The 24,666-nt window shown below is 42.8% G+C and carries 26 protein-coding genes and 2 pseudogenes; 9 read left to right on the top strand and 19 right to left on the bottom strand.

Annotation, left to right across the window (positions count from 1 at the left end; translation table 11 throughout):
- Positions 1-161: 161 nt before the first annotated feature.
- The 14 genes and pseudogenes from KIV40_RS00995 to KIV40_RS00930 all read right to left on the bottom strand — a co-directional run bounded on the left by KIV40_RS00995 (position 162) and on the right by KIV40_RS00930 (position 12,029).
- Positions 162-989 (bottom strand): MBL fold metallo-hydrolase, encoded by an 828-nt coding sequence (locus KIV40_RS00995; RefSeq protein WP_285347718.1) that lies wholly within the window; start codon positions 987-989, stop codon positions 162-164.
- Positions 990-1,657: 668 nt separating this feature from the next.
- Positions 1,658-2,368, bottom strand: coding sequence for a hypothetical protein (locus KIV40_RS00990; protein ID WP_285347717.1), 711 nt, complete (start codon positions 2,366-2,368; stop codon positions 1,658-1,660).
- Positions 2,361-4,505: a lipase gene (locus KIV40_RS00985; protein ID WP_285347721.1), complete on the bottom strand. Its 2,145-nt coding sequence runs from the start codon at positions 4,503-4,505 to the stop codon at positions 2,361-2,363. The genes KIV40_RS00990 and KIV40_RS00985 overlap by 8 nt, the downstream gene beginning before the upstream one ends.
- A pseudogene (tssI, locus tag KIV40_RS00980) lies at positions 4,500-6,575 on the bottom strand (type VI secretion system tip protein TssI/VgrG); the annotation flags it as partial. The gene KIV40_RS00985 and the pseudogene tssI, both read right to left, overlap by 6 nt.
- 691 nt (positions 6,576-7,266) lie before the next feature.
- Entirely contained in the window at positions 7,267-8,238 is a 972-nt protein-coding gene (locus tag KIV40_RS00975; RefSeq protein WP_285347716.1) for a DUF968 domain-containing protein, read from the bottom strand.
- A complete protein-coding gene (locus KIV40_RS00970) occupies positions 8,231-8,542 on the bottom strand; it encodes a hypothetical protein (protein ID WP_012127717.1) in 312 nt (103 codons plus the stop codon). Before KIV40_RS00970 ends, KIV40_RS00975 begins: the two co-directional genes overlap by 8 nt.
- Positions 8,539-9,234 carry a phage antirepressor KilAC domain-containing protein gene (locus tag KIV40_RS00965; protein WP_285347715.1) on the bottom strand — a complete coding sequence of 232 codons (696 nt, stop codon included), beginning with the start codon at positions 9,232-9,234 and terminating at the stop codon, positions 8,539-8,541. Before KIV40_RS00965 ends, KIV40_RS00970 begins: the two co-directional genes overlap by 4 nt.
- Complete coding sequence (locus KIV40_RS00960) at positions 9,228-9,440, bottom strand: hypothetical protein (protein WP_005376941.1); 213 nt, start codon at positions 9,438-9,440, stop codon at positions 9,228-9,230. Before KIV40_RS00960 ends, KIV40_RS00965 begins: the two co-directional genes overlap by 7 nt.
- A 10-nt stretch (positions 9,441-9,450) precedes the next feature.
- Positions 9,451-10,407, bottom strand: a complete 957-nt coding sequence (locus tag KIV40_RS00955; protein WP_285347714.1) for a helix-turn-helix domain-containing protein — start codon at positions 10,405-10,407, stop codon at positions 9,451-9,453.
- Complete coding sequence (locus tag KIV40_RS00950) at positions 10,407-10,700, bottom strand: hypothetical protein (protein ID WP_285347713.1); 294 nt, start codon at positions 10,698-10,700, stop codon at positions 10,407-10,409. Before KIV40_RS00950 ends, KIV40_RS00955 begins: the two co-directional genes overlap by 1 nt.
- A complete protein-coding gene (locus KIV40_RS00945) occupies positions 10,697-10,894 on the bottom strand; it encodes a hypothetical protein (RefSeq protein ID WP_047104230.1) in 198 nt (65 codons plus the stop codon). The genes KIV40_RS00950 and KIV40_RS00945 overlap by 4 nt, the downstream gene beginning before the upstream one ends.
- A gap of 163 nt (positions 10,895-11,057) precedes the next feature.
- Positions 11,058-11,324, bottom strand: a complete 267-nt coding sequence (locus tag KIV40_RS00940) for a hypothetical protein (RefSeq protein WP_285347712.1) — start codon at positions 11,322-11,324, stop codon at positions 11,058-11,060.
- Entirely contained in the window at positions 11,321-11,773 is a 453-nt protein-coding gene (locus KIV40_RS00935) for a YmfL family putative regulatory protein (RefSeq protein WP_285347711.1), read from the bottom strand. Before KIV40_RS00935 ends, KIV40_RS00940 begins: the two co-directional genes overlap by 4 nt.
- Positions 11,763-12,029 carry a helix-turn-helix transcriptional regulator gene (locus tag KIV40_RS00930; RefSeq protein ID WP_012127710.1) on the bottom strand — a complete coding sequence of 89 codons (267 nt, stop codon included), beginning with the start codon at positions 12,027-12,029 and terminating at the stop codon, positions 11,763-11,765. The genes KIV40_RS00935 and KIV40_RS00930 overlap by 11 nt, the downstream gene beginning before the upstream one ends.
- 109 nt (positions 12,030-12,138) lie before the next feature.
- Between KIV40_RS00930 and KIV40_RS00925 the strand changes: the two genes are divergently transcribed.
- From KIV40_RS00925 to KIV40_RS00895, 7 genes are all read left to right on the top strand, one after another.
- Positions 12,139-12,804, top strand: coding sequence for a LexA family transcriptional regulator (locus KIV40_RS00925; protein ID WP_285347709.1), 666 nt, complete (start codon positions 12,139-12,141; stop codon positions 12,802-12,804).
- A 30-nt stretch (positions 12,805-12,834) separates the two neighbouring features.
- Positions 12,835-12,960, top strand: coding sequence for a hypothetical protein (locus KIV40_RS00920; RefSeq protein WP_012127708.1), 126 nt, complete (start codon positions 12,835-12,837; stop codon positions 12,958-12,960).
- Positions 12,961-13,119: 159 nt separating this feature from the next.
- Positions 13,120-13,515 (top strand): hypothetical protein, encoded by a 396-nt coding sequence (locus tag KIV40_RS00915; RefSeq protein ID WP_005376932.1) that lies wholly within the window; start codon positions 13,120-13,122, stop codon positions 13,513-13,515.
- Between the two features lie 40 nt (positions 13,516-13,555).
- A complete protein-coding gene (locus KIV40_RS00910; RefSeq protein ID WP_285347708.1) occupies positions 13,556-14,374 on the top strand; it encodes a DUF2303 family protein in 819 nt (272 codons plus the stop codon).
- Between the two features lie 52 nt (positions 14,375-14,426).
- Positions 14,427-14,639 (top strand): hypothetical protein, encoded by a 213-nt coding sequence (locus KIV40_RS00905; RefSeq protein WP_005376930.1) that lies wholly within the window; start codon positions 14,427-14,429, stop codon positions 14,637-14,639.
- 187 nt (positions 14,640-14,826) lie between these two features.
- Complete coding sequence (xisR, locus tag KIV40_RS00900; protein ID WP_010648742.1) at positions 14,827-15,057, top strand: excisionase family protein; 231 nt, start codon at positions 14,827-14,829, stop codon at positions 15,055-15,057.
- Complete coding sequence (locus KIV40_RS00895; RefSeq protein WP_285347705.1) at positions 15,057-16,292, top strand: tyrosine-type recombinase/integrase; 1,236 nt, start codon at positions 15,057-15,059, stop codon at positions 16,290-16,292. The genes xisR and KIV40_RS00895 overlap by 1 nt, the downstream gene beginning before the upstream one ends.
- Positions 16,293-16,950: 658 nt before the next feature.
- Here the strand turns inward: KIV40_RS00895 and KIV40_RS00890 are convergent.
- Genes KIV40_RS00890 through KIV40_RS00875 form a run of 4 tightly spaced genes read right to left on the bottom strand, consistent with a single transcriptional unit; the run spans position 16,951 to position 21,326 of the window.
- Positions 16,951-17,973: an AbrB family transcriptional regulator gene (locus KIV40_RS00890; protein WP_285347703.1), complete on the bottom strand. Its 1,023-nt coding sequence runs from the start codon at positions 17,971-17,973 to the stop codon at positions 16,951-16,953.
- Positions 17,964-19,379: an FAD/NAD(P)-binding protein gene (locus KIV40_RS00885; protein ID WP_285347702.1), complete on the bottom strand. Its 1,416-nt coding sequence runs from the start codon at positions 19,377-19,379 to the stop codon at positions 17,964-17,966. The genes KIV40_RS00890 and KIV40_RS00885 overlap by 10 nt, the downstream gene beginning before the upstream one ends.
- On the bottom strand, positions 19,376-20,638 hold the full coding sequence (locus KIV40_RS00880) for an ATP-grasp domain-containing protein (protein ID WP_285347701.1): 1,263 nt from the start codon (positions 20,636-20,638) through the stop codon (positions 19,376-19,378). Before KIV40_RS00880 ends, KIV40_RS00885 begins: the two co-directional genes overlap by 4 nt.
- A 1-nt stretch (position 20,639) precedes the next feature.
- Positions 20,640-21,326 carry a 2OG-Fe dioxygenase family protein gene (locus KIV40_RS00875; protein WP_285347700.1) on the bottom strand — a complete coding sequence of 229 codons (687 nt, stop codon included), beginning with the start codon at positions 21,324-21,326 and terminating at the stop codon, positions 20,640-20,642.
- 630 nt (positions 21,327-21,956) lie between these two features.
- Between KIV40_RS00875 and KIV40_RS00870 the strand changes: the two are divergent.
- Both KIV40_RS00870 and KIV40_RS00865 read left to right on the top strand, forming a co-directional pair.
- A pseudogene (locus KIV40_RS00870) lies at positions 21,957-23,106 on the top strand (IS3 family transposase).
- Positions 23,107-23,609: 503 nt separating this feature from the next.
- Complete coding sequence (locus KIV40_RS00865) at positions 23,610-23,801, top strand: hypothetical protein (RefSeq protein WP_285347699.1); 192 nt, start codon at positions 23,610-23,612, stop codon at positions 23,799-23,801.
- Between the two features lie 387 nt (positions 23,802-24,188).
- On the opposite strand, the gene KIV40_RS00860 is transcribed toward KIV40_RS00865, so the two are convergent.
- A complete protein-coding gene (locus KIV40_RS00860) occupies positions 24,189-24,662 on the bottom strand; it encodes a DUF2947 domain-containing protein (protein ID WP_010649591.1) in 474 nt (157 codons plus the stop codon).
- Between the last annotated feature and the right edge of the window lie 4 nt (positions 24,663-24,666).

The raw sequence follows: 24,666 nt of genomic DNA, 5'->3' as shown, positions 1-24,666 counted from the left end.
TGAGAAGGAATGGGGCAAGCTCGTGCTAGAACTGGTTGGCTTGACACGAGTTTGGACAGAAGCTTTTCAGTGGCTTTGCTAATTTAGCATTTAACGGATTATCTTGGGTATCGCTAAACTTTTAATCCAGTAGCGAAAGCTACACATTCTCTGAAAAACTGTTATAATCCTTTTATTTTATTCTTAGCTAAGTTTTCTTGTTGTTTAAGGAACATGAAAAAGTTTGTCTCACTAATAAATGGGTTCCCATTTGCACCTAGCTTCTCCCTATTCTCAAATAGATAATTTTTATGTGGATGATTCGAAAGGTTAACGCTCACTACTGGCGGCTGGAGTGCAATCTTTCGAATTTTCTCCATACTACTCAAGAACTGTTCAGTCATTTTTGGATCGTTGCCACTTACGCTATGGCCACCAACGACAAAAGCACGATGTTCAGCGCCTTTATCTTTAACTGTAAAATCTAGGGAAAAATCACCTTCGGTGTGACCCGGTGTGAGATATAACTTAAACTCATGACCACCAATAACCATAGAGGTATCGCTTTTTATCTCTATATCTAAGGTTGGTGGAAGGAACTTATTCTCACCTTTGCTTTTGTTTGATTGTTGTATAGATAGCTCATGGGCGCTTCTAGTCATCACAACTTTAGAACCATACATCTTCTGAAGTAACTGAGCACCCCCAACATGGTCAGAATGCCCATGCGTTACCAATATGTGCGTTATTGGTTCATCTTCTAACCCTAGCTTCTTAAGATTGATCGGAATCCACTTAGAATAAGGGAAATCAAGTGTATCAATTATCACTAGTCCGTCATCTGTATCAATTGCATATGATGAAACCCATTTGTCCCCAACATAATAAACATTATCAAACATCTGAAACGGTTCTACATAACCGTTTTTATCATTCATCGTTGGAACGTCTTTGCTTGAGGAAGCAAAGACCGATGCACTGAAAAGAATACCTAATATAATTTTTTTCACGAAATCACCCGCAAACACTTACTGCTTAGTTTGAGCTTTGACTTACCAAGACACTTCTTGAGCGCTGATTCAGTCCAAAAGGAAGCTACGATTTTGGTAGCAATTCGTAGCATAAGCAAGACAAAAGGTATTCTGTATACTTTATGGCCTAGCGATAGAACTACAGCATTCGGATAGGGATACAACTCTTTTTAGAAATGAGAGTTCTTGAATTAACTCTGTTGACTAAATTAATCTTATGAAATTTTGGGGCTATCTAAACAAACTTTGGGGCACTTCTGAGTTACGAAATGCCATTTGTGACGTTTCTGGACAATTATTGGTTAGATTAAATGTTCTAATACATTTAATTGGAATATTAATTTTCATCAAAAACTGTCATTACTGGCACTATTGCTGAACATAAAGTTGCACATTTATTCATTTTAAGGAATTTTAATACATTTCGTTTTTGATATGGTTCATATGTAATAATCCACCGGCTTCTCACAAACATTAGATATCTAGGATTTTGACCCGCATATCTACTGTAATGTAGCTATCATCAGGCGGTGCTCCAAATGGTGGGGTGGGGTTGCTGTGTTTGGCAAAGAAAGGAGGCACTAAATAATATCCACTTATAACTAGCCCAAAAAAGACGAAGAACAAGATTAGGTTCGTGAACCTAATCATTTAATTGCCTTCGCCTCAAGAGACTCCGTACGATAGTTTTTACCCGCGAAAATGTTATATTGGATTACAGTATCATCAGAGAATGATTTAAATTCTTGATGTATGCTATAGGCATTAGACTCAGGTTCTTTTGTTTTCAGCTCCCCATCGACAAAAAACGAGCACACTGTCGCACCTGACCAACCTTTTTTGTTAGCCCATTGCCATACCTCCGCATTGCAGTTTTTTGCATCAATAACCAAATCTAAGGCAACAACTTCATCTCTATCAAATAACGGTTGAGATATACGTAGCTCCGCAAAGCCTACAGGATCAAAGTCATTTTCTGCATCAATAACAATGCGGTGTAGTTTCATATCACATTCATTTGAACTATAGCTCTTATAGGGAATCCGAAGCTCATAACGATCTTTTTTCTCTGCAAAGTTATGATCTACCAAAAAAGTTGATTTACCACCAAACCGCTTTTTACCATCCACTGCACTCAGAGAAAATGCTTCGCACCCATCGCCACCACCGTAAAAAGTAGCGTATGCTTTAACCTTTGCATCTTCCGGTTTTTCTCCTTTAACCGAAATATAATGGTCACTTGATGACGAGCCAAAAGGAGCTTTTCCTTCATATGATTCGAAAGCCGGAGCAACTACGTAATAGAACACTAAGCCTATTACAAGTAATACCATCAAGGCTTTCCAAAACTTAACCATCTACTTGTCCTTTTAAATCAATATCTTGAGGTCTATTGTCACCGTAAAGTAACGTCGCAGGTGGCAGCAATGTAGGTGAATTAACTAGCACCCCTAACTCTCGTTGAATACGCTTGAGGTTAGCAACTAGTTCTTCAATGGTTTCCTGTTCCACCTTCAAACTAATACGTTTCGCCTCCCCTACATGGTAAGGAATACTTAGGCTCTGCTCGTACTCTTTTTGCAGAGCTTGGTGACCTTGGTTCAAACTTTCTATCGTCGTATTTAACTCTCGATTGGCGTTCTCATAACTGTGGAACAATGTCCCTGCAAGTAGCATCTCTAGTTGCGATTTCAAGTTAGGAATATACTCTGACATCATATGATCCAACCCTGAATCCAGCACAGTTGCGGCATATCCGTTTAAATCAATATGTTCTTTACTCAATGTATTTGCTAGCACAAATGTATCATCTTGTTTGCTACGTGCAAACGTAAGGCTAGTAATGTGAGTTTGTTGTGGTGTTAGAAGAACCTGTTTAACCTCATCTGGTTGGTGCTTTTCAGGGCTATAAGTTAGTAACTGAACTAGGTTGCCATGGTGGTGATAATTATCAGCATCATTGTCTACAAAACGATTGACTATCAATGAGCGCAACGAAGTTAGTTGCTCCATTGTTTCAGCATCCCAGAGGTCTGGAGTTTCAATTACAGGAGCATCTTCAGGGTTTGTATTAGCCCACTTAAAAGGAACTTGTGGCACTAAATCATGATTATTCACGTGACGATAATGAATAATGTCATTGTAAGTATCCACAAACGAATGAGTCCCAGTTCGAGGCATACCAAAAGTAAATAAGCGCAGTGATTTATGAGCAACCATTTCTTTAATTAAAGCGGAAATAAGTAATGCTCCAGCACCACCTAAACTATGCCCACACACATAAAATCTCTTATTTTTGTTCTGTTGAACATCCCTTTCTATCAGCTTCCAAAATGCGGAAGCATATTGGTAAAATCCTTGATGTACGTTGCTATCATTTAGTTCGGCTATAGAGATTTGAGATGCATCTAAATCAGTCATTACATCTTGATAGCCTTCAGACTGGAAGAAAGCTCTCACACCATCTTGTACTTCAATAGCTTTGAAAGCTACACCATTAATTTTTTTTGTTGCTTGAGCCCAGCTCGTGTCACCGACTCTATAGATATCGGTATTACCGAAGTAGGTTTGAGTACCTCGAACACCAATAATAACAACCTCATCATTAATCAATAAATAGCCTTCACAGCCAATAGCCTCATCTCTATAAAATTTATAATTCAAATGTTTTGAATATGGTACCTCTTCTAAAAGCCAATTCTCTTCAAACGAAGCGCAGTATTTAGGTTTAATCTTTTGTTGTAGCAGTTCAGTAAAGGTTGCTAACCCACCTTCTGGAAGAGCAGGTAATTTGCTATCAGGAATACCAAATTCATCACTTGCATAAGCCTGTGTGCTCAAAAGCGCAAACGTATAGCTGTTAACAAGGCTGTATTCGTCAGTATCGATAATCAAAGGTAGATAACTACGAAGCGCTTTGACTTCAATCACCGTTGTCTCATTTGAAGCGACACTCAAACCCGCAGTGGTTTTGTCATGTTGACTATCAAGCGCTCCATGGTAGTCACGTAAGAAATCATCTTCGGCTTCTTCATCCCATAAGTCACCAACAGCAACATACTTGTACTGTTTAGCTTTCTCTCCCGAAGGATCTAGTTCGCTTTGCGCTCGTTGGTTTACTGGCGATAGGACAGACTCTTCGCGACTCGCATGTTGCTCAACCTCATTAAGTAGATCATCTCTGATTGCGGTAACGCGCCAACTACCCTCAACGACATCATCAAAAAATACCCCTCCATTTTGAATAACCTGAGTTAATTTTTGACCTGTGACACTATGCGTTACTGTGACTTCCAACCCATCTAGAGAAACATCTCGCTCACTGCATAGCTCAAGCGCTAACCAATGTTTCGATTGCGTTGGTTCTTGAACATAAGCAAGTGGAGAAGTTGACGTCGCAGCACTCCCTGCCGATGGGGTAGACAAAGCAGAGACAGATTTGGGAGTGCGGGTTGTCACATCTGTAAATCTTACAGCCCCTTTATTAGGGTTCATATTCACTTTTGAACCCCGAACTTTGGTCGTGCTAGCACCATCAATCGTGATATCCGAGCCATAAAGCAAAATATTGCCATTACTTTTTAGGACCAACCCAGAAAACCCGACTTTAACTGCAATTTCATCAGCAGACACCACCGCAGTCTGTCCGTCAGAACGAATAGAAGTGTTACCACTAACTTCTACACTTAAGTGATTCCCAATACCTTGAGTATCATCAGCTCCAACATCAATAGAGCGTGAGGCTTTAATGATTTCCGATGAGTTATTCAATACTTCTCGCGTATCACTCCCACCGATAAGCGTTTTACGATTGTCATAAATGGTGAGTGATTGTGCTCCCTCTACCTTCTTTGACTCGTTCTGGTTGTAGGTTGAAGAAACGTCTTGCTCGACTTGTTCAATGAAAGTCTGCTTGGCTAATGAGGTTTTGTGTCCATCAATCTCTTCTTTACGATCGCCTTTTATTTCGTTTTCTTGATTTCGAGCGATCTTCAACTCTTCATCATTGCCGATGTCTCGGTAACGGTTATTGAGCACTTTGGTTTTCATGTCTTTTTGAGCGCGAAAATGTACCTCTTCTTGGTCATTTTCATCCTCAAAATACATTTCGTTGTAACCCTCCGCCTTATGGCTTTGGGTTCTGAAAACCGTACGAGTTTTGTTTTCTGGTAATGGGTATGGCGGCGTGTGTAAACCGTTGTACACCGCGCCCGTCACTAGTGGACGGTCTGGGTCGCCTTCTAGGAAAGTCACAATCACTTCATGCCCAATACGAGGTAGATAGACGGCTCCCCAGTTGGGCGCTGCCATTGACTGACTGACGCGCAGCCAACATGAGCTGTGTTCATCGCTTTGCGCATAACGATCCCAATGGAACTGAACTTTGATGCGACCATATTCATCGGTGTAGATTTCTTCACCCGCTGGGCCAACCACCATGGCAGTTTGAGGGCCATCAATCACAGGTGACGCCATTTTAGGCGCACGGAATGTTACGTCTCGTGGTAAACAGACAAACTGATTGTGATAAGTCGTAGGCTCATCGCTCGACTCTTCTTCGTGTACACGAGGGTTGAAGCCCGTGTGCATCACAGTCAACATGAGGTAATCACGGTTAATGTTTGAACGAGGGTGCTGGCTGATATCAAAGCTGAAGCCGGCGGTGAGACGCATGATATCGCTCGCGGCTTCAATCTGATGGCTGTCTACTGTGTATTCGGACATCCACTCTGCTGCACGCTGCTGACCGAATTCTGGCGTTGTGTAGCGCCCAAGATAGTCGTAGCGCTGCAAATCAAAGTTTGGGCCTTCATCGGCGCTTGTACTTTGCGGAATTTTTGGCGTGAGATAGTTGTAGTCGCCATAGTTCACTAACCCAGTACGAGCTCGATGGATTTGCTCAAGGTCGAAAATGTGTTCTCGGTCTGACGTGCCGCCACCTTGAGCATGATACACCACCGGGCCTAAGTTAGAGGCATTGATAGGCGAACTGACAAGCGCTGGTATCGCATCATTACTGTCGACAATCACCATGGTATGCCCAGCAGTACCGTGCTCAAAGTAATACCAAAGGCCATGCTCTGCCATTAATCGCTGCACAAAATGCTGATCATTCTCTCGGTATTGAAGAACGTACTCTTTCGCCTCATATTGCGCTGACAGCTCAAAGCGGTAATCGCTCATGCCTGCATCATCAAAAACCTAACGAATAATGTCAGGCACAGCTTGCATCTGAAAGATACGACAGTCTTGGCGCTGAGTAAGAAACCAGAGATTTGGGACCAAAGTGATGTGATACCGCGAGAAACGACGACCAGTGCCTAAATAGCGCAGCTCAGATATGCTTCCGTTAAACTGGCGAGCAGTGCCTATGCCCTGACCAAACAGGCTCAAGACGCCCATTTTTCGGCTTAACGGATCAAACGAGATTGCATCGTTATCCGATAACACCGTTAGGTTCATTTCAAAGGGAGAAGAGACCGCTTCCGTTATGCGAAAGCTTTCTACTTTAAATGCACCGAGAAAACCAGGAACATAAAAGGTAAAGTTTACATCATTAACCATACTATTCGGCTCTTATGACAACGAGGAAGTGAACGGTATATCTGTCACCGCTGCACGCTAAATAGTCGAACTGTATCAAGCTCTATGACATTCATCACCGTGGCAATTTGACGGAAAATGCGAGTATTCAACAGTGTATCTGGCTGAGTGGGTAGAGATATAGGATATTCCAATCTGAAAGTTCACTCTTTGCATAGTGATATCGGCGAATATGGGCCATTGCTAACAGTTTAGTTTTGTGATGTTGGTAGGCAAAAATATTTGGGATAAGACGACGTGTTAAGGGGGCTCATCACTCTATAGAGTAATCTAGTCCCGCATTTCATTTGGAGGATGGGGAAACACCTAAGTCGATAGGGACATCCTCGATGGGCTACTGTTGTAATTGTTCCGAACGATTAAATACGCTCACTTTTCAAGCGAGACCACTAATGGGGCAGAAACGTAGGGCAATCAATCTATGGCGCTTTTGTCCCAAAGAGCCCCATAACCACATCTAAAAATACACTTTTTGCGCATAAGTACCAAAGTCAAAACATAAGAAAAATTTGGGCAAATCACGGACGATTGAATACGCTAATTTGTTCGATAAAGCTAATAATGGGGCAAAGCCGACTTAGGGCAACAGTCGGCTTTAATCGTATCCTTGTTTAGGGCCTGGCAGACTGAGTTCTAACTCATTTCTCTTTGCTCACCCCACAGCCCCAACCACCAGCGCCCTATTAATCGTTTCCTTCACATGCCAAAGTTGATCGCCGTGCTGGCGTTCCCAGGTGTTCATATCTCGATGTAGTTCTTGATGATGTTCATTACATAACGGGAAGGTAAACATGTCCGAAGCCTTACTGCCCATCTTCCCCTCACCGTGGCCTATTAGGTGATGGGCGATACCTGCAGTCTTGCCACATACGCGACAGGGTAACTTTCGGACGAACGAAAGGTATTTCTCGCTCTCCCATCGAATCGGCTTAGGTTTTCTTAGGTACATCGCTGGTGGATCGTCATCAATGACCAACTTGAGTACAGGCTTAGCTAAACGCTCGAGCTGGGCGCGCTGGCTTTCAACCATATATCTAGCATCAGTATCAATGTTGCCTATAACACCAACTCGTTTAACCGTAGCCTCTCGTTTGAACTGACGATCGATAACAGATTGAGGAAGCAGCTCATACACGTCATTGCGAACGGCCCACCAACATAAATCAACATCTGTAATACGCCTTACTTCACCATGCAGCTGGCGAGAGACAACCATCAAGCCGTGACGAACCGTATTCTTTCGGGCGATAGAATACGCCTGGTGACTATCGTCGGCCATATTGTCATGGTGCCAACACAAACGAATCGCTCCCTCGCCGGTTATTCGAGTTTTCAAATTATGATTGCAGTAGCCTTCATCCTTCAACTGACATTCGGAAATCGTATCAACGTACTTAACCGTACTACCGATAAGCAGTTGCACGCCTTCATGAGCGAAGAACGCAACCAAAGAGGAATCATCCGAAGATAACCCTCCCGCGGTCTTTGTGGCCAAACGCTGATTGGGAGAAACTAAACCAATCTTGCCGTCCACCAGCAATGACGTTAACGATTGAGTATTTGGCGTTAGCGCGATCACTGCTGCGTTAAGAGTGGGCACAATATCGATATCTACCTTAATCACGTAGTGCCTCCTCAATCATCTGTATTGCTAACCCCTTTTTAATCATATCTCCGGTAAAGCGTAAAACCGTCCAACCTCTCAATGCTGCCGTGTTGTATTTCTCACAATCCGCTTCATAACCTTTCGCTCGATTATGGCGACCATTACTCCAGGTCCCACCTTCCACTTCGATAGCCAGTTGCAGATCGGGATAGGCAAAATCAAAGCGCCATCTGCGGGTCTCATGAAATCGATATTCAGACACGGGTACTTCCAACTTCAACGCTCTTATATGATGCAATAACAACATCTCTAACTGACTCATGCTGCCACCGCCTTAAGGTGACCTGTCTCCAACAGCTTTTTGCGCAGCCAGATTTCCCCCTTTCCAGTAATCAATGCTGTGTGGCTTATCCGAGTTTGGGAGTTTGTTTCGTAAGTGCCCTGCTTCACCGTAAAGTATCCACGTTCTACAAACTCCTGATACGGCAAGTTGTAAGAATCTCCACGACTCATAAAGATCTTTAACTCCCGAAGTACACGAAAAATAGTGACAGGCCCCAAACCTACTGTTTTAGCAAACTGACCGAGCTTCACACCTTTATCCGCTCCGGCAATCGCATCTGCAAACTCGGCCTTTGGCGCTGCGATAGCTAATGCCTGGTTCTTTTCTTCCAGTTCCTTCGCTTGGTTAGCGGCTAGCTGCAATGCTTCAGCATACGTTGCCGGTATAGATGGTTTACCTGTACTTTCCAACTCATCCCACCGCTTGATAATGGAATGACGTAACTTGATGTTGTAACCAGAAACCAACGTCAAAGTAAGCTCGCGATTCAAGTGATATTGAGTGTACTGGTTGCCTTTATGCCAAAATTGGGAACCCTCCAAATTTGGATGGTTCAACTCAGCCACCATTCGTTCAATATCTCGTTTAACGTGTGAGTGCTGCTTACCTGTCAGCTCTGTAATCTCTCGACTACTCATTGTCATCTCTGTTCGAGTACTGATACTTAACATTCGACTCCCTCCGCTAACCAGTATTTACTCGAGAACCCCGTCAGTTCACTACTCTCATGTCGGACATCTACACCAGAACGGCGAGCCGCCTTAACCAATCTAACTAAGTCACAAACGTGAATACCCAACTCATCACACAGCTCACTCGGAGACCAAAGCCGACGACGAGATTTCATTACATCAACCAAATCCTTTTTACTTGCCATTCTCGCCTCCCTAATCCGTCTTTCGGTTCGAAACACGCTCCAGTAACTCTCTGCGCTTAGCCGACAAATCTGCGATCTTTCGCTTTGATGGTTCCACTTCATGTTGAGGTCGCTTAGCATCAATCAAGTACAACATGCGCTGGTTTTCTGAGTTGATAGAGCTCTCTAGCAAAGCCACTTCACGCTGAATCACGGTCACTTCGTCCTGAGTATCCATCGCAGTATCACCTTGCTGTGGTGGCAGATAACGCCCCCTGTCTTGCTCTCTGCCAAGCCAACCTTGAATAAACTTCTCAATACCCTGCTTGGTTTTTCGCTTACGAGGATTGGCATTGCACCAAGCGATCATTTTTTTCAGCTCAGCACGAACATTCACTGCACCAAACAAATCCGAGTAACGGTCGATGTCTGGTTGAGTTACTCCATGAAACTGCCCTTTCCTGTTCAAAGGAATTTCAAACAGTGCTGGTTCGGCTTCGAGCGGTTCGCTTGGAGCAAGATCTTTACTTGATGGTTCTATTGGTGGATCTATTGGTGGTTTATAGCCGGATTCCGACCTACCCCCAGTCGGAATTTGACCTACCCCCTCAGGTTGTTTCGTCTGTTCGAGTTTCGAACGTTCGACTTTTGAACAGACGAAATTCGACTGTTCAAAATCTGTCTGTTCATCTGCTTTCTTCTTCAAAAGCATCACTGGCAACTGGTACTGATTATTCGAACGAACCAAACGACCTGTATCCGCCTTCTTGAATTGGTTCTTTTTGAATAACCATCCGGCAGCTTCCAGTTTCTTGAGCGTCGATTTAACGGTGGTAGGTGAAACACCAGACTTGCGAGCAATGGTATCGATAGACGGCCAACAAAGACCACGATCATCCGAATGGTCAGCTAGGCAAAGCATCACCAACTTATCAGAACCTTTAAAACTCGGAATGTCCCAAACGTAGCTCATTACCTTAACTGACATTATGCGCTCCCCCATGGGTATTTTGGCTTGCCAAGAATCAAATCAGCATCACTATCAAGCTGTGAAATCATTTCTTCCGATTGCTCAGTTGTTAAGTAACCTTTGCATAGCTGAGCTTTTATCCAATTACGACGATCTGACTTCCAGATCTTCCGAAGCTGTCTGTCGTATTCTTCAACAATTTCAACTCTGTTTTGGTAATCCCGTTGTTCGTCACTGGTCAAGAAAGGCTTAGCATCTAATTGCTTGATGCGCTCGATCGCGCATCTCTTATCAATCGCCAACAGATTCATACTTCCACCTTCCCTACAACCAAACGCGCCTTACCTTTTCCAAACACAGCAAAGTTGTTCGCAAATAAAATCAGCACGAAGCCAGTTATCGTCTGAGTATCCAGCAAAGCTTTATATAGAGAACGAGTGAGCAGGGAGAAGCAGCCTGTTGTTAGCTCTTGGCCGTCATAGTCAAAAAACGTAGCCTTTAGCATCAAATAGCCCTCCCCTCATAAACAGCAGTTACGTAAATACGCTTCGCTTCGAATAAGTCTGCTAATTCATCATGGGTGAGCATGATGCTCTGTCCTTTCTCCACCTTGTAAAACTGGTTTTGGTGGTACCACAATGAATAATTGAGTGTTATTCTTCCCATCACTACTCCGTGATCTTTGCTGGTGACTGAGTGAGATGTGATTGTTCCTCGCAAGAATCATCACAACCCGGCTTTAAACCGTTGCCGCGGTTTAAAGCCACTTCATCATCTATTACTCGTAATCGACGTTCGCACTTTGCTTTTAACAGCTGGATTTGCTCACGTTCGTAGACTTCTGACGATTGGCCTTGCGCCATCATTAGCTTTGCCGAGCTGCAGGTGATGTCTGCCATCTGTGAAACGGTTTGCCAAAATATTTCTGTTTTCATACAACCTCCGCATATAGCGCATCGAGCTTCAGCATGAAGGCTTCGAAAGTCGCGTGATATTCCGCTTTTAATTGGGCGATGAGCGCACGTTCGCGAGCATCAAACACACCATCCTCTTTCGCTTCTTCAATTGTTCTATCCAACAGCCCTTTCACCGCATTAAGATGTAAGTGGCAATCGAACATATCCACCGTATCTAGCTCAGCAACATCAGGCTGCTCTACCACCATGCAGCTAACACGATTAGCAAAATACTCTGCAACATATGGGGTGTTTGTAAGCTCTGCCATTTCCACCAGCTCATCAACACTAAAAAAGCGAGACCTCTTCTTCTCGTATAAGTGATTGTTAAAAATGTCGATCGACATACCAAGAACTGCAGCCACCGCCTCTTTACCACCGGTGACGCCTGCAATGGTTTTATTCACCATCTCTTTCTTATTCACCATTTGCTCCTTTGATTGGTGGTTTAACTCCTTGCACCTTTGTTTCACAATCTTCTTGTGGGTCTGGGAATACATCTTCGAACTTGCAATCAGCACCTAGTAAATTCAAAGCATTCACGATTCGCCAACCAAGGACGGTATCAACGGTTCTATTCCCATTTTCATAGTGGTTAATGGCGCTTTGGGATACACCTACCTTTTCTGCTAGAGTTTGTTGTGTGACTCCTAGCTCGCCACGAATAGCTTTTAAATTCGACATGTTACCCCCTTAGTAATACTAAATATTACATTATGGAATTTTTTTGAGCAAGGAAATATTACGATATGGATATTTATCTAGTTATTACAATGAGTAATAATCTTTAACTATGAAAATGAATTGGAATGACCTAGTAAAAGCTAGGATGAAAGAAGTTGGCATCACTCAGAACGCTCTTGCAGAAATGATGGGAGTATCTCAGAGTGCGATAGCTCATTGGCTCAACAAAAATAGAGAGCCAAGCATAGAGAACGTCGCTGCTATCATGAAGTGTGTTGGCTTAACTCATATGATGCTTGATTCGGATGGTTTTATTGACTACCCAGATGACAGTGTTGCCAATGTCAAGAAGCTCTATATACAGCCTACATATCAAAAATCTTTTCCTGTCCTTAGTTCAGTTCAAGCAGGGCAATGGCACGAAGCCATCGAACCCTATTCAATTGAAGAAATCAGCGAGTGGCACCCTACTACAGAACGTTGCAGTGAGCGTTGCTTTTGGCTGACGGTTCAAGGTGATTCAATGACGTCACCAACAGGAGTTAGCTTCCCTGAGGGAACTATGGTGCTTGTGGACACAGAGGTCGACGCTGAGAACGGCAAGTTGGTGGTAGCAAAACTGACTGATGTAAACGAAGCTACTTTCAAAAAATTCATTGTTGACAGCGGACAGAAGTACTTAAAGGCTCTCAACCCAGCATTCCCAATCTTACCAATCAATGGCAACTGTAAAATTATCGGTGTTGTAATCGATGCTAAACTGAAACTCTTCTAAGGATCAGTAAAAATCCCTCTCGCATTCTTGATGCTTGGAATACTGGCATTGCTTGCGACTCTGATTGCAAAGAAAAAAGAAATTAATGAGTTTTATTACAAAGAAATCGCTAAGTTAAATGCTGAGCGCAAGTCAAAGCTAGCTGCACTTAAATAATCTAAACCGAAAGTTTCCTAAACCGCTACCTTGGCGGTTTTTTTATGTCCAGAATAAATCACAAACAATAATTCCATTTTGTAATTGACCATCAAATTCCATTATGTAATATTAACCTCATTCCAGTTGGTTAACTAACTACTGAAGCGAGGAAATCACATGTCTAACCAAGAAGCAGGAAACCTCAGTCTTGAGGACCGCACTACTAACTTCCCAAAACTTATGCAGGAACTGGACGGCGGCGTTGTCTCCAATGTCGTCGGTTTGGCGTTATCTAACGTAGCCCGAGCTGTGTCCTACAGCGATAAGCAGGGAAACGTGAAGATGGATCTGAAGCTCAAACCAATGGGTACCAACAACGAAATGGTCGAAATCACCGTCAACATGTCGGTAAAAGAGCCAAAAGCCGGATTCGGTACCAAGTCAGAAGACTTCCAATACACCTCAATCGCGTACGTGGGCAAAGGCGGCAAACTTACCTACGACCGACCAAAAGAAGATATTCACGGCCAAGCCGTTATTGAAGAAGGCATGCTGCGCGAAGTTCGCGGCTAACCCACTCCACCAGCAACTCACTCAAAGAGAGAATACATAAATGGATAAATCAGCAATCCAGCAGATCCAAGAATCAGCGAATGCACAGCAGTTTTTAAAGCAGTTAGAACAAGCAGGCTTCCCTGTTGCGGCTCTGCCTCAGTCTTTCAATCTGCATGATTTAGAAGAGTACATGCCAAACCGCAATTATTTTCGCGGCACAATGAAGACTGCCAATATCGACGAGTTTGTGCGTTACCACGAAGAGTATCAAACCGAGGGCAATCAGTGCTTTATCAGTGCAGACCGTATGGCTGCAGTGACTATTTTTGACCTTGGTACTCATAACCTCCCTGGGCACTGTAAGCATCAAGCGAACTTGATTCTGCGCCGTACCGCAGCATTTAAGTCCCTAATAAACATTAACGAAGAGCGCCTAGGACAAAAGAAACTGGCTGAGTGGGTAGAAGACTACAGCGAATTTGTTCAGGTCTTCTCTACGGCTGGCGAAGTTATCGAAAACTCTATCGCGTCTGCGGCAATTCGCAATATGAAGTTTGAAGCAAAGACGGGGCGAGAGTCTAACGTGGATGACTTCAGCCACCATCAATCTGAGTACGAGTCTGTTGCAGTCCGTACCAAGGAAGAGTTCCCAATGCCAGCGGTGTTTAAGTGCGCGTGTGTGCCTTACTTGGGTTTGGCAGAGCGTACCTTTGAACTGCGCATGAGCACAATAGGTAATGAAACCCTAGTCCTTCGAATCAAGAAGCTTGAACAGCACGAAGAAGAGATGGGCGAAGAGTTCCAAACCAAACTTCAAGCTTGTTTTAAAAACGGTGAGATCGATATTGACACCTTCATTGGATCATTCAGCTCTTAACTAATATTGGCGCCCTCTTCTTAAAGGGGGCGTATCTTGCGAGGAAATATCTATGGCGGCAACCATCGATACACAATTCGGGCAGGTCACGACATCGGCCCCTTACTTTAGTCACCAGCTAGGTTGTGAAGTGATCAACCTAACTCTGATAAAGCCAGAGAACGAGAGCAACGGCTGGGGCATCAGCAAAGAATGCCCTTCTAATGTTTCGCTCACCAATCAATTTCTAAATATGTTCGCCAGAGATGCAGCACAAGTAATGTAAGGATTTCGCGATGGGCATGACACAAGAAAAGATCAATAGAGCGGTTGATGGTGTGATGGAACTTCGCCCAACTGGTGCGCGTTTACCAAAAGAGCAACCCAGCAGCTAACGCGTCAACCACCAAATTAAGAAGAGTATGGTGGTTGCCCTGCTCTTCTCTCAATTCAACTATATTAGGAGTTTACCGATGAGAACGTTTACGGTGATTCAATTAGAACCTAGCCGTTGGGTGAAAGAAGACCTTTTAACCGATTTAACAGGCATGTCCACCAATGAGATCAAAGACTATCGTCAGTTTCGTTGGATTGAAGGCGTTCATTTTAAAAAGTCGTCCGGTAAGAGTAGTAATGGTGGTAAAGGCTTTAAGTATGACCGTGTTGCCATTGATGAGTTTTCAGCAAGGGAAAGGGTTGCGTAATGAACACACCTGAAGGTGTAGAGATCCGCGGTAAGTCTATCCGTATTAGTTTTACTTACCGCGAGATGCGTTGTCGAGAGACCCTGAAAGGCTGGGAAGTCACCAAAGGTAATCTCAAAAAAGCGAGTCAACTTCGCGCTTCTATACTTTCTGAAATTTCATTAGGCACATTTGATTACTTATCTCGTTTCCCAACTTCAAAAAAAGCACAGCTCTTTGCCACACCAGAACAGAGAGGTAAGAACCTTACCGTTCGCGAATTGTTTGATGACTACATTCAATTGAAGAGGACAACAATGGCGTCACAGTCACTCTATGTCTTAAAGAATACGGCGAGAGCATGCTGCTTATTTATTGGTGAGGAACGTACTATCTCCAACATAACGATTATGGATGCCCTAAAGTGCCAAAAGTTAATGGTCGACTCCCCTACTCGCAATGGAAGACCACGAAGCGCAAAGACGATCAATAATATGATCAAACTTATGCGCCGATGCTTTGATTTAGCAGTCAAATCAAAATTTATCGATGACAACCCATTTCTGCACGTTGAGCTACTAAGAAGTGGCTCTGGTGAACCGGACCCACTAGAGCTAGAAGAGTTCCACCAGCTAATAGAGTCAACGACAAACTTACAGCAACGGAATATATTCACCTTAGCCATTTACACCGGCATGCGAACTGGTGAGCTCTGTGCGTTAGCATGGGAAGACGTCGACCTTGAGAAAGGTACGATCGAGGTTACTCGCAACGTCACGATTGAGCGAAAGTTCACAACGCCAAAAAATAAGAAGTCAGAGCGAACTATTCACTTACTTGAACCAGCTCTCCTTGCCCTTAAGTCTCAAAGAAAGTTAACTATGCTTGGCCCGGTTAGAGATATTTTAGTGGAAGTAAAAGGCTCAAACACGTTTCGCCAGGAAAGCGTTCAATTCGTGTTTATTCCGGAACATCGTAATGGCCAAGAAACGAGTGAGACCTATAAAACGACAACATACAATCGACTATGGTCACGCGCACTTAAACGAGCAGGCATTCGCCATCGCTGCTCATATCAATCTCGACACACTTACGCTTGTTGGTTGATCACCAAAGGGGCAAACCTCTCTTTTATTGCTGAACAGATGGGACACAAGAGCACGATGATGTTGGAGCGCGTTTACGGCAGATTCATGAAGTCACACTCACATGAACAGATCGAATACCTAAATGGGATTATGGCTTCGAATAAATAAGGCCATTCGAATTATGATGTGCATTTCAATGTGCCAAGCAGAACGACTCGATTGCGAGTTGCCAGAAATTTACCTCCAAAGTGATTAACTCTAGTTAACCATCCTAAAATGTAACACTGAACATAGAAGCAGTGTTCTTCCTGCTGATATAAATCCGATAGTGGTAATGTTAGCTGTTAGCAAACTTACTTTTGCCCCTTTATGAGGTGCAACTATCGGCCTTTTCAGTTTGCTAAAGCAACGTTCAACATACCTTTACTAATACTAGTAAAATGTTAAAAAACGTGAAAAGAGCTTTAGTAAGCAAGGAGCAAGGTTTAGTGGGATACACGAAACAAAAGAAATGAAATGGGTAAAATCTGAGAAAGTAACCGGGTCAAAATAGGAACCATCCATACTGACTAAAAAGGGTTATTAGTCAGTAGAGTCAATGCTACTAGACTCAGCAAAGAGGAGAAGAGACGCTATCTTTTGTGGCGGGTGTGGCGGTGGTTATCACTGAGGCCGTTGGTTAAAAATGATTAAAACTTAACGTTGGAGATTCGCTCGGCATGAAAACGGTAGTTTGTGAAAGATTGAGCTTGTCGATGTAACCTTACCACTAACAACCGTTTTTTTAGTTCCCGTGAATCTGTAAAGAACCATTTAATCTAGATATTTACGAAGCCATATCACCAACGTATCTTCTGCGAAGGTAATTATATGTTTTAAAACAAACTGGTATCGAATGAAGAATAATCATGCGGATAATATGGCTAAGCATGATTAAGGCAGGCTCAAGCCCTAAGTAAATGGCGGCGACTGTCATCGACTCCACGCTGCCAGGCACCCATGACATCAATAGCAAAATAAACTCTCTATCAATTAGCAGACTAAACACATAGGCAAAAATTACCGTAACTATAAGACTTAATGTTGTAGCAATCACCCCGGCTCGAGCGTATGAGAGTATTTGTGTTCCAGAAATATCTTTCAATCGAATCCCAATCAATGCTCCGAGTGCTGAAGTCGCGATAAACACAAGCTCTGCTGGGACGCTAAAGTTTCCTGACGGAATCGCTACATTTGTTACAATGGTCATGATCATACCCGTGACCATATAAGGTGCCGGAGTACCAATCTTCTCAAGAAACACACCTGATAAGTACGCTAAAGCTAATGGGATTAATATCCAAGTACTATTGGTTGAGAGCGCTCCTCCTGGTACTGGTGGATTATCTGTAGATACCAACAGGGCGGAAGCTATCACTAAGAATACAAGTCGGACCGTGTGCGTAAAAATTACCTTATTAGACGGTTTGTTGTGATTCTCATTGATAACAAGAACTGCGGCCATCGCTCCCGGTACAGAACCGAGTAGACTTTCATATTTCGACCAATTCTCCCGTTTATTGAGCCAAAAATAGGAAATGAGAACTTGACATATCATGCACAATACCAGTCCAGTCAACAGTGATAAGGGAAAGCCGCTGCTCAGCGTTTGCATTGGAACCATCGAACCTACTGCAGCCCCAAGAATCAACTGCACTGAAGTTAGTGTACTTTTAGGAAGCGCCAACACTATCCCTAGCTTTCCTGCGATTAACAACGCTATCAATGAGCCAAGCATCGCACCAAGTGGTACCCCAATAAAGGTCAATGCCACAGAGCTGAAAAAAGCAATAACTATGGCTAAATACATGCTTTCGTTTCCCTACTCATTAACTTAAACGAAGATAATAACGTCGCTATCTGGTTGTTTATTACATCAATGTTGTTGGCCATGTAAAAATCACCACAAGTAATTTGTCCGAGAGCATAAAGCCCTGGCTGAGTATTTCCAGACTTAGAAAGGACTGAACAAGTTAATGGACAGACGCGGATCCCCCCGTATTGGTTTTCTGTTGCTAGTTCTCGAATAATTAGGCTATCAAGAGCCGGATTACTTCTATCCAGTGCACGCCGTATACCAGTGGCGTTGATGATGTGATCGAATAATAGCTTTTCATCGCCAATCTCCACACAATACTCCCCATTACTAAAAGAAATATTAGTGACGTTTTTGCTATGTGATACCTTGCCTCTTTCAATCAACTGTTCGATAGCATGATAATTCTGTATCGATATCGGCACTCGCATATTAGCCCAGCTACTTTGGAAAGTGTTGAATAAGCGACTTTTTGATCTGTCGGAAAGGTTTTGCCACAACAAAGATAACGAGTAGTTGGCGGCAGCAAGCACACTAGTGACTAAGTCCCCATTTTCCAGCATCTTAGTGGTAGCCAGTTGAGATATGGTTGAAGTGATCCCCTGATAACGTAATTCTTTGTTAATCAGATTTAATACTGCTTCAAGAGTAACAGTATCCCTAGATTGGATGAATGCCTCAACCCCTACTGACGACAGGTATTTAAGCTCGATGTCATAATATCGGTTTATCGGTCTTGGTCTATCAGATACGCGTGACAGCATTTTAGCATGAGATACCTTGGAATAATTGAGGCCCATCGCCACGTCATATGCCGTCAACCGACATCCCAGTATCCCCACTCGGCCTGCTAAGGAATTTAATCTGTGAATAGGGTAAGGATTCGAAAAATAACTTTTCGTCCCTGTAAGCTGGTACGGATCTGATTCAACGCTGGTTCCGGTACAAAGAAAAACCGCGTCATAAATGTCAGTCGTGCTTTCTGTGATCACACGCCATCTATCATCAATCTGACAAATATCTTCCACTTGATGATAGATTTTAGAGACTTGGCAACCTAGGTGGCGATACCGTTTTGTTACCTCAATAAGCTTCTCTTTGAGAAAATCTCCAAAAAGTGACCGTTTCAAGAATGAATCTGGAGAGACTTCAACTAGCTCAGGGTTAGAAGACATAATCCAACGGAGAAAGTCCTGTTTGTCATTCATGTACATGGCTTTCGCTGGTCTATTCAAGATATTAGAGTCAACATCCTTTTGATACGCCAATCCTGTTCCTGCTTGACAAGCTTTATCATATAAATCTATTTTAATCTGAGTTTTCTGTGATTTGAACATAGATTCTAGCATTGAAAAAAGAGATGTCCCCGTATAACCAACCCCTATGATAGCTAGTTTCATAATATGTTTACCTTATTATCCGTTATATGAGGTTTTTCGGTCTTCCATTGGGATTGACTCTGGAACCACTGATTCAACGCTGACAAATGGGATCTTACTTCGGCTTCCGTATTTCCTTTCACAATAGCACTCATAATTTCGGCATTAGTGAATGACATCCCCGTATACTTATGTAAAAAAGAGCCTGTGAACTTGTAATTTAAAACATACTCCAAGTCACACGCCTTTGGTGCTACTAGCAAGGTACCTTCTTGTGGAGGTACGAGTAACTGACCGACTAAGTTATCATGCTTATTGATGGTGGGAATAGTTGCCTTAGGATCTCTTAAAGCAGCTAGGTAAGACATCCTTAAGTCGATTCCCCACGCAGCTTTAAGCTCTTCATTAACAAAACACCCTCCAAGGCGCTGCGCAATCTCACCAAGAATGATTTCACCATCCTCTGTTATAAATATTTCTAAGTGAAATAAGAAAGTGTTTTCCGACGGCAAAGCTTCTAAAATGAGCCACTCAGTGTAAGCTCTAATTTTTTTTGCCATTGATGACGCTGGATCTACCATCTGTAAACCAAATACGGTTCCGGAAAGAAAGTCCAAACAAGACACTAAGGCTTTACTCGCTGAAATTACTACTGGCTCACCGTTGATGATTAACCCATTGATCTGATAGTGATCACCTTGGACAAACTCTTCGACCATTAAATTGAAGAATGTAGTAGTTTCCGCTTTCAATAGATATGCTCTAAGTTGCGCTTCATTTCGTAGAACTTCAACGCCATTGGAACCACGACCATCACACGGCTTTACAACAACAGGGTAGCCACATTGTTCAACAAAGCAGGTAAGCTCTGTCGAGTTGCGCACACGTGACATGACAGGAATTCGAGCGCCTTTTTCTTTAGCAAGCGATTTCATCTCATATTTATCCCTGAAAAAACGCATACGCTGAGAGGAACCCTGTGTAACTTCAAGCTTGTCGTTTATACGTGCAACTCTTTCGAGATCAATTTCTGCCAAAGCGGCGATTATAGGGTCTGTGAGCAACATTGCTCGTTTGTAAACATCTAATTCAACCAATGGGTTGTCGTTAAATTTCTCGTACAAACAGAGTTCAAAATTAGAGCCAAAATGATGCTTCAGAGCTTCTTCTTGACTGGCGCAAGAATAGATAATTGCTTTATTGCCAATACTTTGTTCCCAACACTCTATTGAATGTTGCAATAGTATTTTGGGCGGTGCTAATAAGATCAGTTGTCTCACGTTAATTCCTCTCTCGATTGATCGTGAATATGAACATGTCTCTAAATGCCTTTCCTGGGAGAAGAGGTACTATTGGGGAAGCATAGTGATGAAAATGTCTATCATCTATAATTAGTAGATCGCCAACTTCAAGTTGGCTGTTGACAATAATATCTCCCTGATGGAGTACTATTGAATTCCCGCCAGCAACATTGTGCTTGTTGATACACAGCGTACAGATATAGTCAAATCCATCTTGGTGCGGCCCCTCTGGTGCCGGAAGGCCTATGCAGTCGTCATCTGCTATTATACGAATTTGATGAACGCCAATTTCTGCATCATCGGTAGGCAAGTGCTGCATTAAAAGTGGAATAACCACTTGTTCACAAAAGGCTTTTGCTTGGGGATCAATACAACTAAAAGCCCTTTCTATGCCCCCTGCATAGGTATTGAGGCTTTTTGTTTGATAGAAAATAAAGGGGGTATCTACCCAGTGAAGGGTACTATTTCTAAAGGTACAGGTTGAGTATCTTCGTTGCCTAAAGATAGTTTTTGCTTGCAAGTATGGGTCATCCACTAGGTCATCAAACGTTTCTTTGAGCAATGACTTTTTAGGGAAAGACTCGATACTCTCAATAATACTTCCTTGGTAAAACTCTTTATTGCCAAAGCTGCTTTCCTGCTTTTTTACTTGTTTGATCGCTGTCATTTGTAAGTTTCACTTTGACTAAAAACAAGCAAGATACTAGGTATATTGGGCTTTAAAGTACACTGCTAAGTTGCTATTTTGTTAATATAGTCATTGATAATCACACGTTTATGTAACTGATAATTCCGTTTTTTTACATTTATATGGAGGTTTAAATTGTTTTAGAGGTTTTTAATGAATACTTTGTTTTCTGCGTAAGTCGGCGGAGTGAAGTCATGAACCTACGATCTGATCATCTACATTCATTACATAGCGTAGCCGCATACCTAATTCTCGTTACAAACCACCCAGCAGGGAGCAATACAATCGGGCGCTTGGGATAATGGGTATATTTTATGTGTTTGGTTATCCTAGAGACGTAATCTGGAAGATGGGTTGTGTTTTGGTTGTTGTTTTAGTAATAGCTTGTACTAGGTGCTAGTATATGGCCCTGCTGCTAAAAACATATCAAACTCAAAGTAACGTAGGAAACAGAACTGGTAGTACGACTCGTAACTGCTGGTAACGAAATATAAAATGGAGCGACATAAGCTCTAAAACGGGTACTTAAATCAAAAGGAAGGAATAGTGATCCGCACCAGCAGTTTTGGACACTGAGTTAAGTGAGTACAATCACTAATGAGGTGAACCATGACAAGCAAGAAGAAACGTATTATCCATTCTCCTGAATTTAAAGCAGAAACCCTGAAGCTGGCGGAGAAAGTGGGAGTCGCTGCAGCCGCAAGACAGCTCTCATTACATGAATCTCAGATCTACGGTTGGCGAAAAGCCACAAAGAAGAATTCTAATATTAGCCAACGAGAACAAGAATTGGCCGTTGAAGTAGCTAAGCTAAAGAGGCAGTTGGCAGAGCAAGCAGAAGAGCTAGAAATCGTAAAAAAGGCCGCCACCTACTTCGCGAAAAATCTAAAGTAAATTGCTATGAATTTATGCTCGAACACCTGCTGAGTTTCAGTATTTCCCGTATGGCTAAGGTGTTCAGATTTTTCGAAGTGGGTTTTATTATTGGGTTGAGAATCGCCACAAGGCGATTCAACGTGAGACAGAGCGCCAAAAGCTTGATATCAAAGTAAAAGAAGCCTTTGACGTTAGCAAAGAACGAGATGGCTCAAGACGTATTCAGAAAGAACTGGCAGAGAGCGGTGATAACCATAATGTTAAGACCATTGCCGCCAGTATGAAACGTCAGGATTTAGTAGCGAAAGCAGCACGCAAGTTTAAGTGTACAACAGACAGTAAACATAAAATGCCCGTTGCTCCGAACTTGCTCGCTCAAGATTTTAACACAACGGCTCCAAATCAAAAATGGGCAGGAGACATCACCTATGTTGCCACAAGCGAAGGCTGGCTGTACTTAGCTGTCATTATTAACCTCTATTCAAGACAAGTTATTGGTTGGTCAATGAATACGAGAATGACGGCCTCACTGGTCTGCGATGCCTTATCAATAGCTTTATTTCGCCGAGGTTTCCCTGAGCAGGTTATTACTCATAGCGATCGAGGTAGTCAGTACTGTTCGAAAGACTATCGAGACCTCATAGGTAATTATAATCTAAGGCAAAGTATGAGTAGGAAAGGAAATTGCTGGGATAATGCTTGTGTTGAGAGCTTCTTTCATTCTATGAAAGTAGAAGCAATCCAATATGAACCGATCATGACGAGAGAGCAGATGCGTCAAACGATCTTCGAGTACATTGAGGTTGATTATAATCGAACGAGAAGGCACAGTGCTCTTGGGTACCTAAGCCCAATGAACTTTGAAAAACAAAATGTCGCTTAGTTAAGTGTCCAGTCTGACTGGAGCAGATCAAAGACGGTAGAGCAAGATTTTAGCTTTCAATGGTCGGCCGATGGTAATTGAGTAGCTTTATTATATAGAAGCGCTCCAATAGCTTTCGTTACTAAAAGCGAAAAGTATGGTTTTAGCAAAGTGGTTGTATCAGATTCGCCAGTTGTTTCAGTCTGGAGTTCAGAGAAGTTTAGTGAACTATTTGAATAAAAGCCTAAGAAGCGTTTAGGACTCAAGATACTTTTTCTAATGTTCACGGAACGAGTTAGAGCTTCAACCCTAACTTACTTTTGTCCAAAACCTTCATATCCTGCACTCTGACCTGCCTTGGCTAGCCAGAAGTTTGTGAAAGGTAGCAATATGTCAGCCGAATCTAATGCTTACTGATGTTCAGAAATCATTACCCTAGTGTTATGAATACAAAGGCCTTCCTTCTAGCCCAAATCCAACGAGCAAAACTGGATTGTGACAAATGTTTAGACGATCTTTTTGATATGATGGGTCAAGCCTTGATGCGAACCGATTCCGCAGAAATCGATTGGCATTTAAATAACGACTTGGTGTGTGATGACATACTTCTAATCGTTGTATTGACCGATGCAGACCTATCTATCAACTTTAATGAACTTGTACTGAGAGAGGCGGTGAAGTACGTAATGGCCTTTAATCGTGATTTACTGCATTAACGTCTCCTCTGCACAGACGATTCAATGCTTTTTGTCGAATTGTGAGTTGTAATACCAGCTATTTACAGTAAGAACCAGTCGTGACTCGCCAGTGGACAGTATCGAGTATGAGTTACTACAATTAGTGCTCAAATATTCACACGCAAACTTTAACCCATATAACCATAAATAATTCTGAATTGCCCCACCAGCGCCCCACTTCGGTCTAGGCATGATAACCACTAATCAAATCAATAATTTATAGAGTAGATGTAAAAACGACTCAGATCTACACCCACGTGATCGAACGCGGTGCTGGAGGTGTATTGAGTCCCTTATCAAACCTATAGAGACACAAAAGCCACCGAGTTATTAGACGTAACTCGGTGGCTTTAACAATATAACATCTTAGTGACGCTCGCCCAGTTTGACGTTACCTTTAGAATCAAACCAAAGTGCTTGAGCGCGACGTCGACCGATTAGAATTGGCCCATCGTCATAGAACAGGAAGTTCTTCCAGTGTTTCTTGAAGGTAGACCACTTTGTCTCGATCACGTTGTACTTCTCATAACAGAAGTACACCGTCACATCGTCTTGCCAATCAATAAACGCTGCGACCTCTTCCGGTAGCTCAGGTTCATCGGCTTCCCAAGCCGCCATCCAATCGACTTCTTCGGACCAGTTCGACTCTTTCATCGGCCAGTCTGACGAGCTCAAACGGTCCATATCCGGACTTTGGGCACTAATATTCTCTTTCCAGAACTGCGCAGCACGGGCTTGGCTCATCGGCTTGATAAACTCGAGCTCATCCTCTGGCATTGGCATTGACTGGTGAGTAAAAATCCATTTTCTTTGGTATTCGTCCAAAGGCAAATAAGACATTCAG

It is taken from the genome of Vibrio sp. D173a, assembly GCF_030248475.1.
The sequence above is the reverse complement of the archived record's forward strand: the minus strand, read 5'-3'. Positions and strand labels throughout refer to the sequence as shown.

What these genes read in the sequence shown, in the direction of transcription:
- KIV40_RS00865 (WP_285347699.1), top strand. Translation starts at nt 23,610, where the DNA reads ATGATGGGTCAAGCCTTGATGCGAACCGATTCCGCAGAAATCGATTGG.
- KIV40_RS00890 (WP_285347703.1), bottom strand. Translation starts at nt 17,973, where the DNA reads ATGTATTTAGCCATAGTTATTGCTTTTTTCAGCTCTGTGGCATTGACC.
- KIV40_RS00970 (WP_012127717.1), bottom strand. Translation starts at nt 8,542, where the DNA reads ATGAGTCAGTTAGAGATGTTGTTATTGCATCATATAAGAGCGTTGAAG.
- KIV40_RS00955 (WP_285347714.1), bottom strand. Translation starts at nt 10,407, where the DNA reads ATGTCAGTTAAGGTAATGAGCTACGTTTGGGACATTCCGAGTTTTAAA.
- KIV40_RS00950 (WP_285347713.1), bottom strand. Translation starts at nt 10,700, where the DNA reads ATGAATCTGTTGGCGATTGATAAGAGATGCGCGATCGAGCGCATCAAG.
- KIV40_RS00935 (WP_285347711.1), bottom strand. Translation starts at nt 11,773, where the DNA reads ATGGTGAATAAGAAAGAGATGGTGAATAAAACCATTGCAGGCGTCACC.
- KIV40_RS00945 (WP_047104230.1), bottom strand. Translation starts at nt 10,894, where the DNA reads ATGCTAAAGGCTACGTTTTTTGACTATGACGGCCAAGAGCTAACAACA.
- KIV40_RS00985 (WP_285347721.1), bottom strand. Translation starts at nt 4,505, where the DNA reads ATGAACCCTAATAAAGGGGCTGTAAGATTTACAGATGTGACAACCCGC.
- KIV40_RS00875 (WP_285347700.1), bottom strand. Translation starts at nt 21,326, where the DNA reads ATGACAGCGATCAAACAAGTAAAAAAGCAGGAAAGCAGCTTTGGCAAT.
- KIV40_RS00990 (WP_285347717.1), bottom strand. Translation starts at nt 2,368, where the DNA reads ATGGTTAAGTTTTGGAAAGCCTTGATGGTATTACTTGTAATAGGCTTA.
- KIV40_RS00860 (WP_010649591.1), bottom strand. Translation starts at nt 24,662, where the DNA reads ATGTCTTATTTGCCTTTGGACGAATACCAAAGAAAATGGATTTTTACT.
- KIV40_RS00940 (WP_285347712.1), bottom strand. Translation starts at nt 11,324, where the DNA reads ATGAAAACAGAAATATTTTGGCAAACCGTTTCACAGATGGCAGACATC.
- KIV40_RS00905 (WP_005376930.1), top strand. Translation starts at nt 14,427, where the DNA reads ATGGCGGCAACCATCGATACACAATTCGGGCAGGTCACGACATCGGCC.
- KIV40_RS00910 (WP_285347708.1), top strand. Translation starts at nt 13,556, where the DNA reads ATGGATAAATCAGCAATCCAGCAGATCCAAGAATCAGCGAATGCACAG.
- KIV40_RS00925 (WP_285347709.1), top strand. Translation starts at nt 12,139, where the DNA reads ATGAAAATGAATTGGAATGACCTAGTAAAAGCTAGGATGAAAGAAGTT.
- KIV40_RS00885 (WP_285347702.1), bottom strand. Translation starts at nt 19,379, where the DNA reads ATGAAACTAGCTATCATAGGGGTTGGTTATACGGGGACATCTCTTTTT.
- KIV40_RS00915 (WP_005376932.1), top strand. Translation starts at nt 13,120, where the DNA reads ATGTCTAACCAAGAAGCAGGAAACCTCAGTCTTGAGGACCGCACTACT.
- KIV40_RS00930 (WP_012127710.1), bottom strand. Translation starts at nt 12,029, where the DNA reads ATGTCGAATTTAAAAGCTATTCGTGGCGAGCTAGGAGTCACACAACAA.
- xisR (WP_010648742.1), top strand. Translation starts at nt 14,827, where the DNA reads ATGAGAACGTTTACGGTGATTCAATTAGAACCTAGCCGTTGGGTGAAA.
- KIV40_RS00965 (WP_285347715.1), bottom strand. Translation starts at nt 9,234, where the DNA reads ATGTTAAGTATCAGTACTCGAACAGAGATGACAATGAGTAGTCGAGAG.
- KIV40_RS00920 (WP_012127708.1), top strand. Translation starts at nt 12,835, where the DNA reads ATGCTTGGAATACTGGCATTGCTTGCGACTCTGATTGCAAAGAAAAAA.
- KIV40_RS00895 (WP_285347705.1), top strand. Translation starts at nt 15,057, where the DNA reads ATGAACACACCTGAAGGTGTAGAGATCCGCGGTAAGTCTATCCGTATT.
- KIV40_RS00960 (WP_005376941.1), bottom strand. Translation starts at nt 9,440, where the DNA reads ATGGCAAGTAAAAAGGATTTGGTTGATGTAATGAAATCTCGTCGTCGG.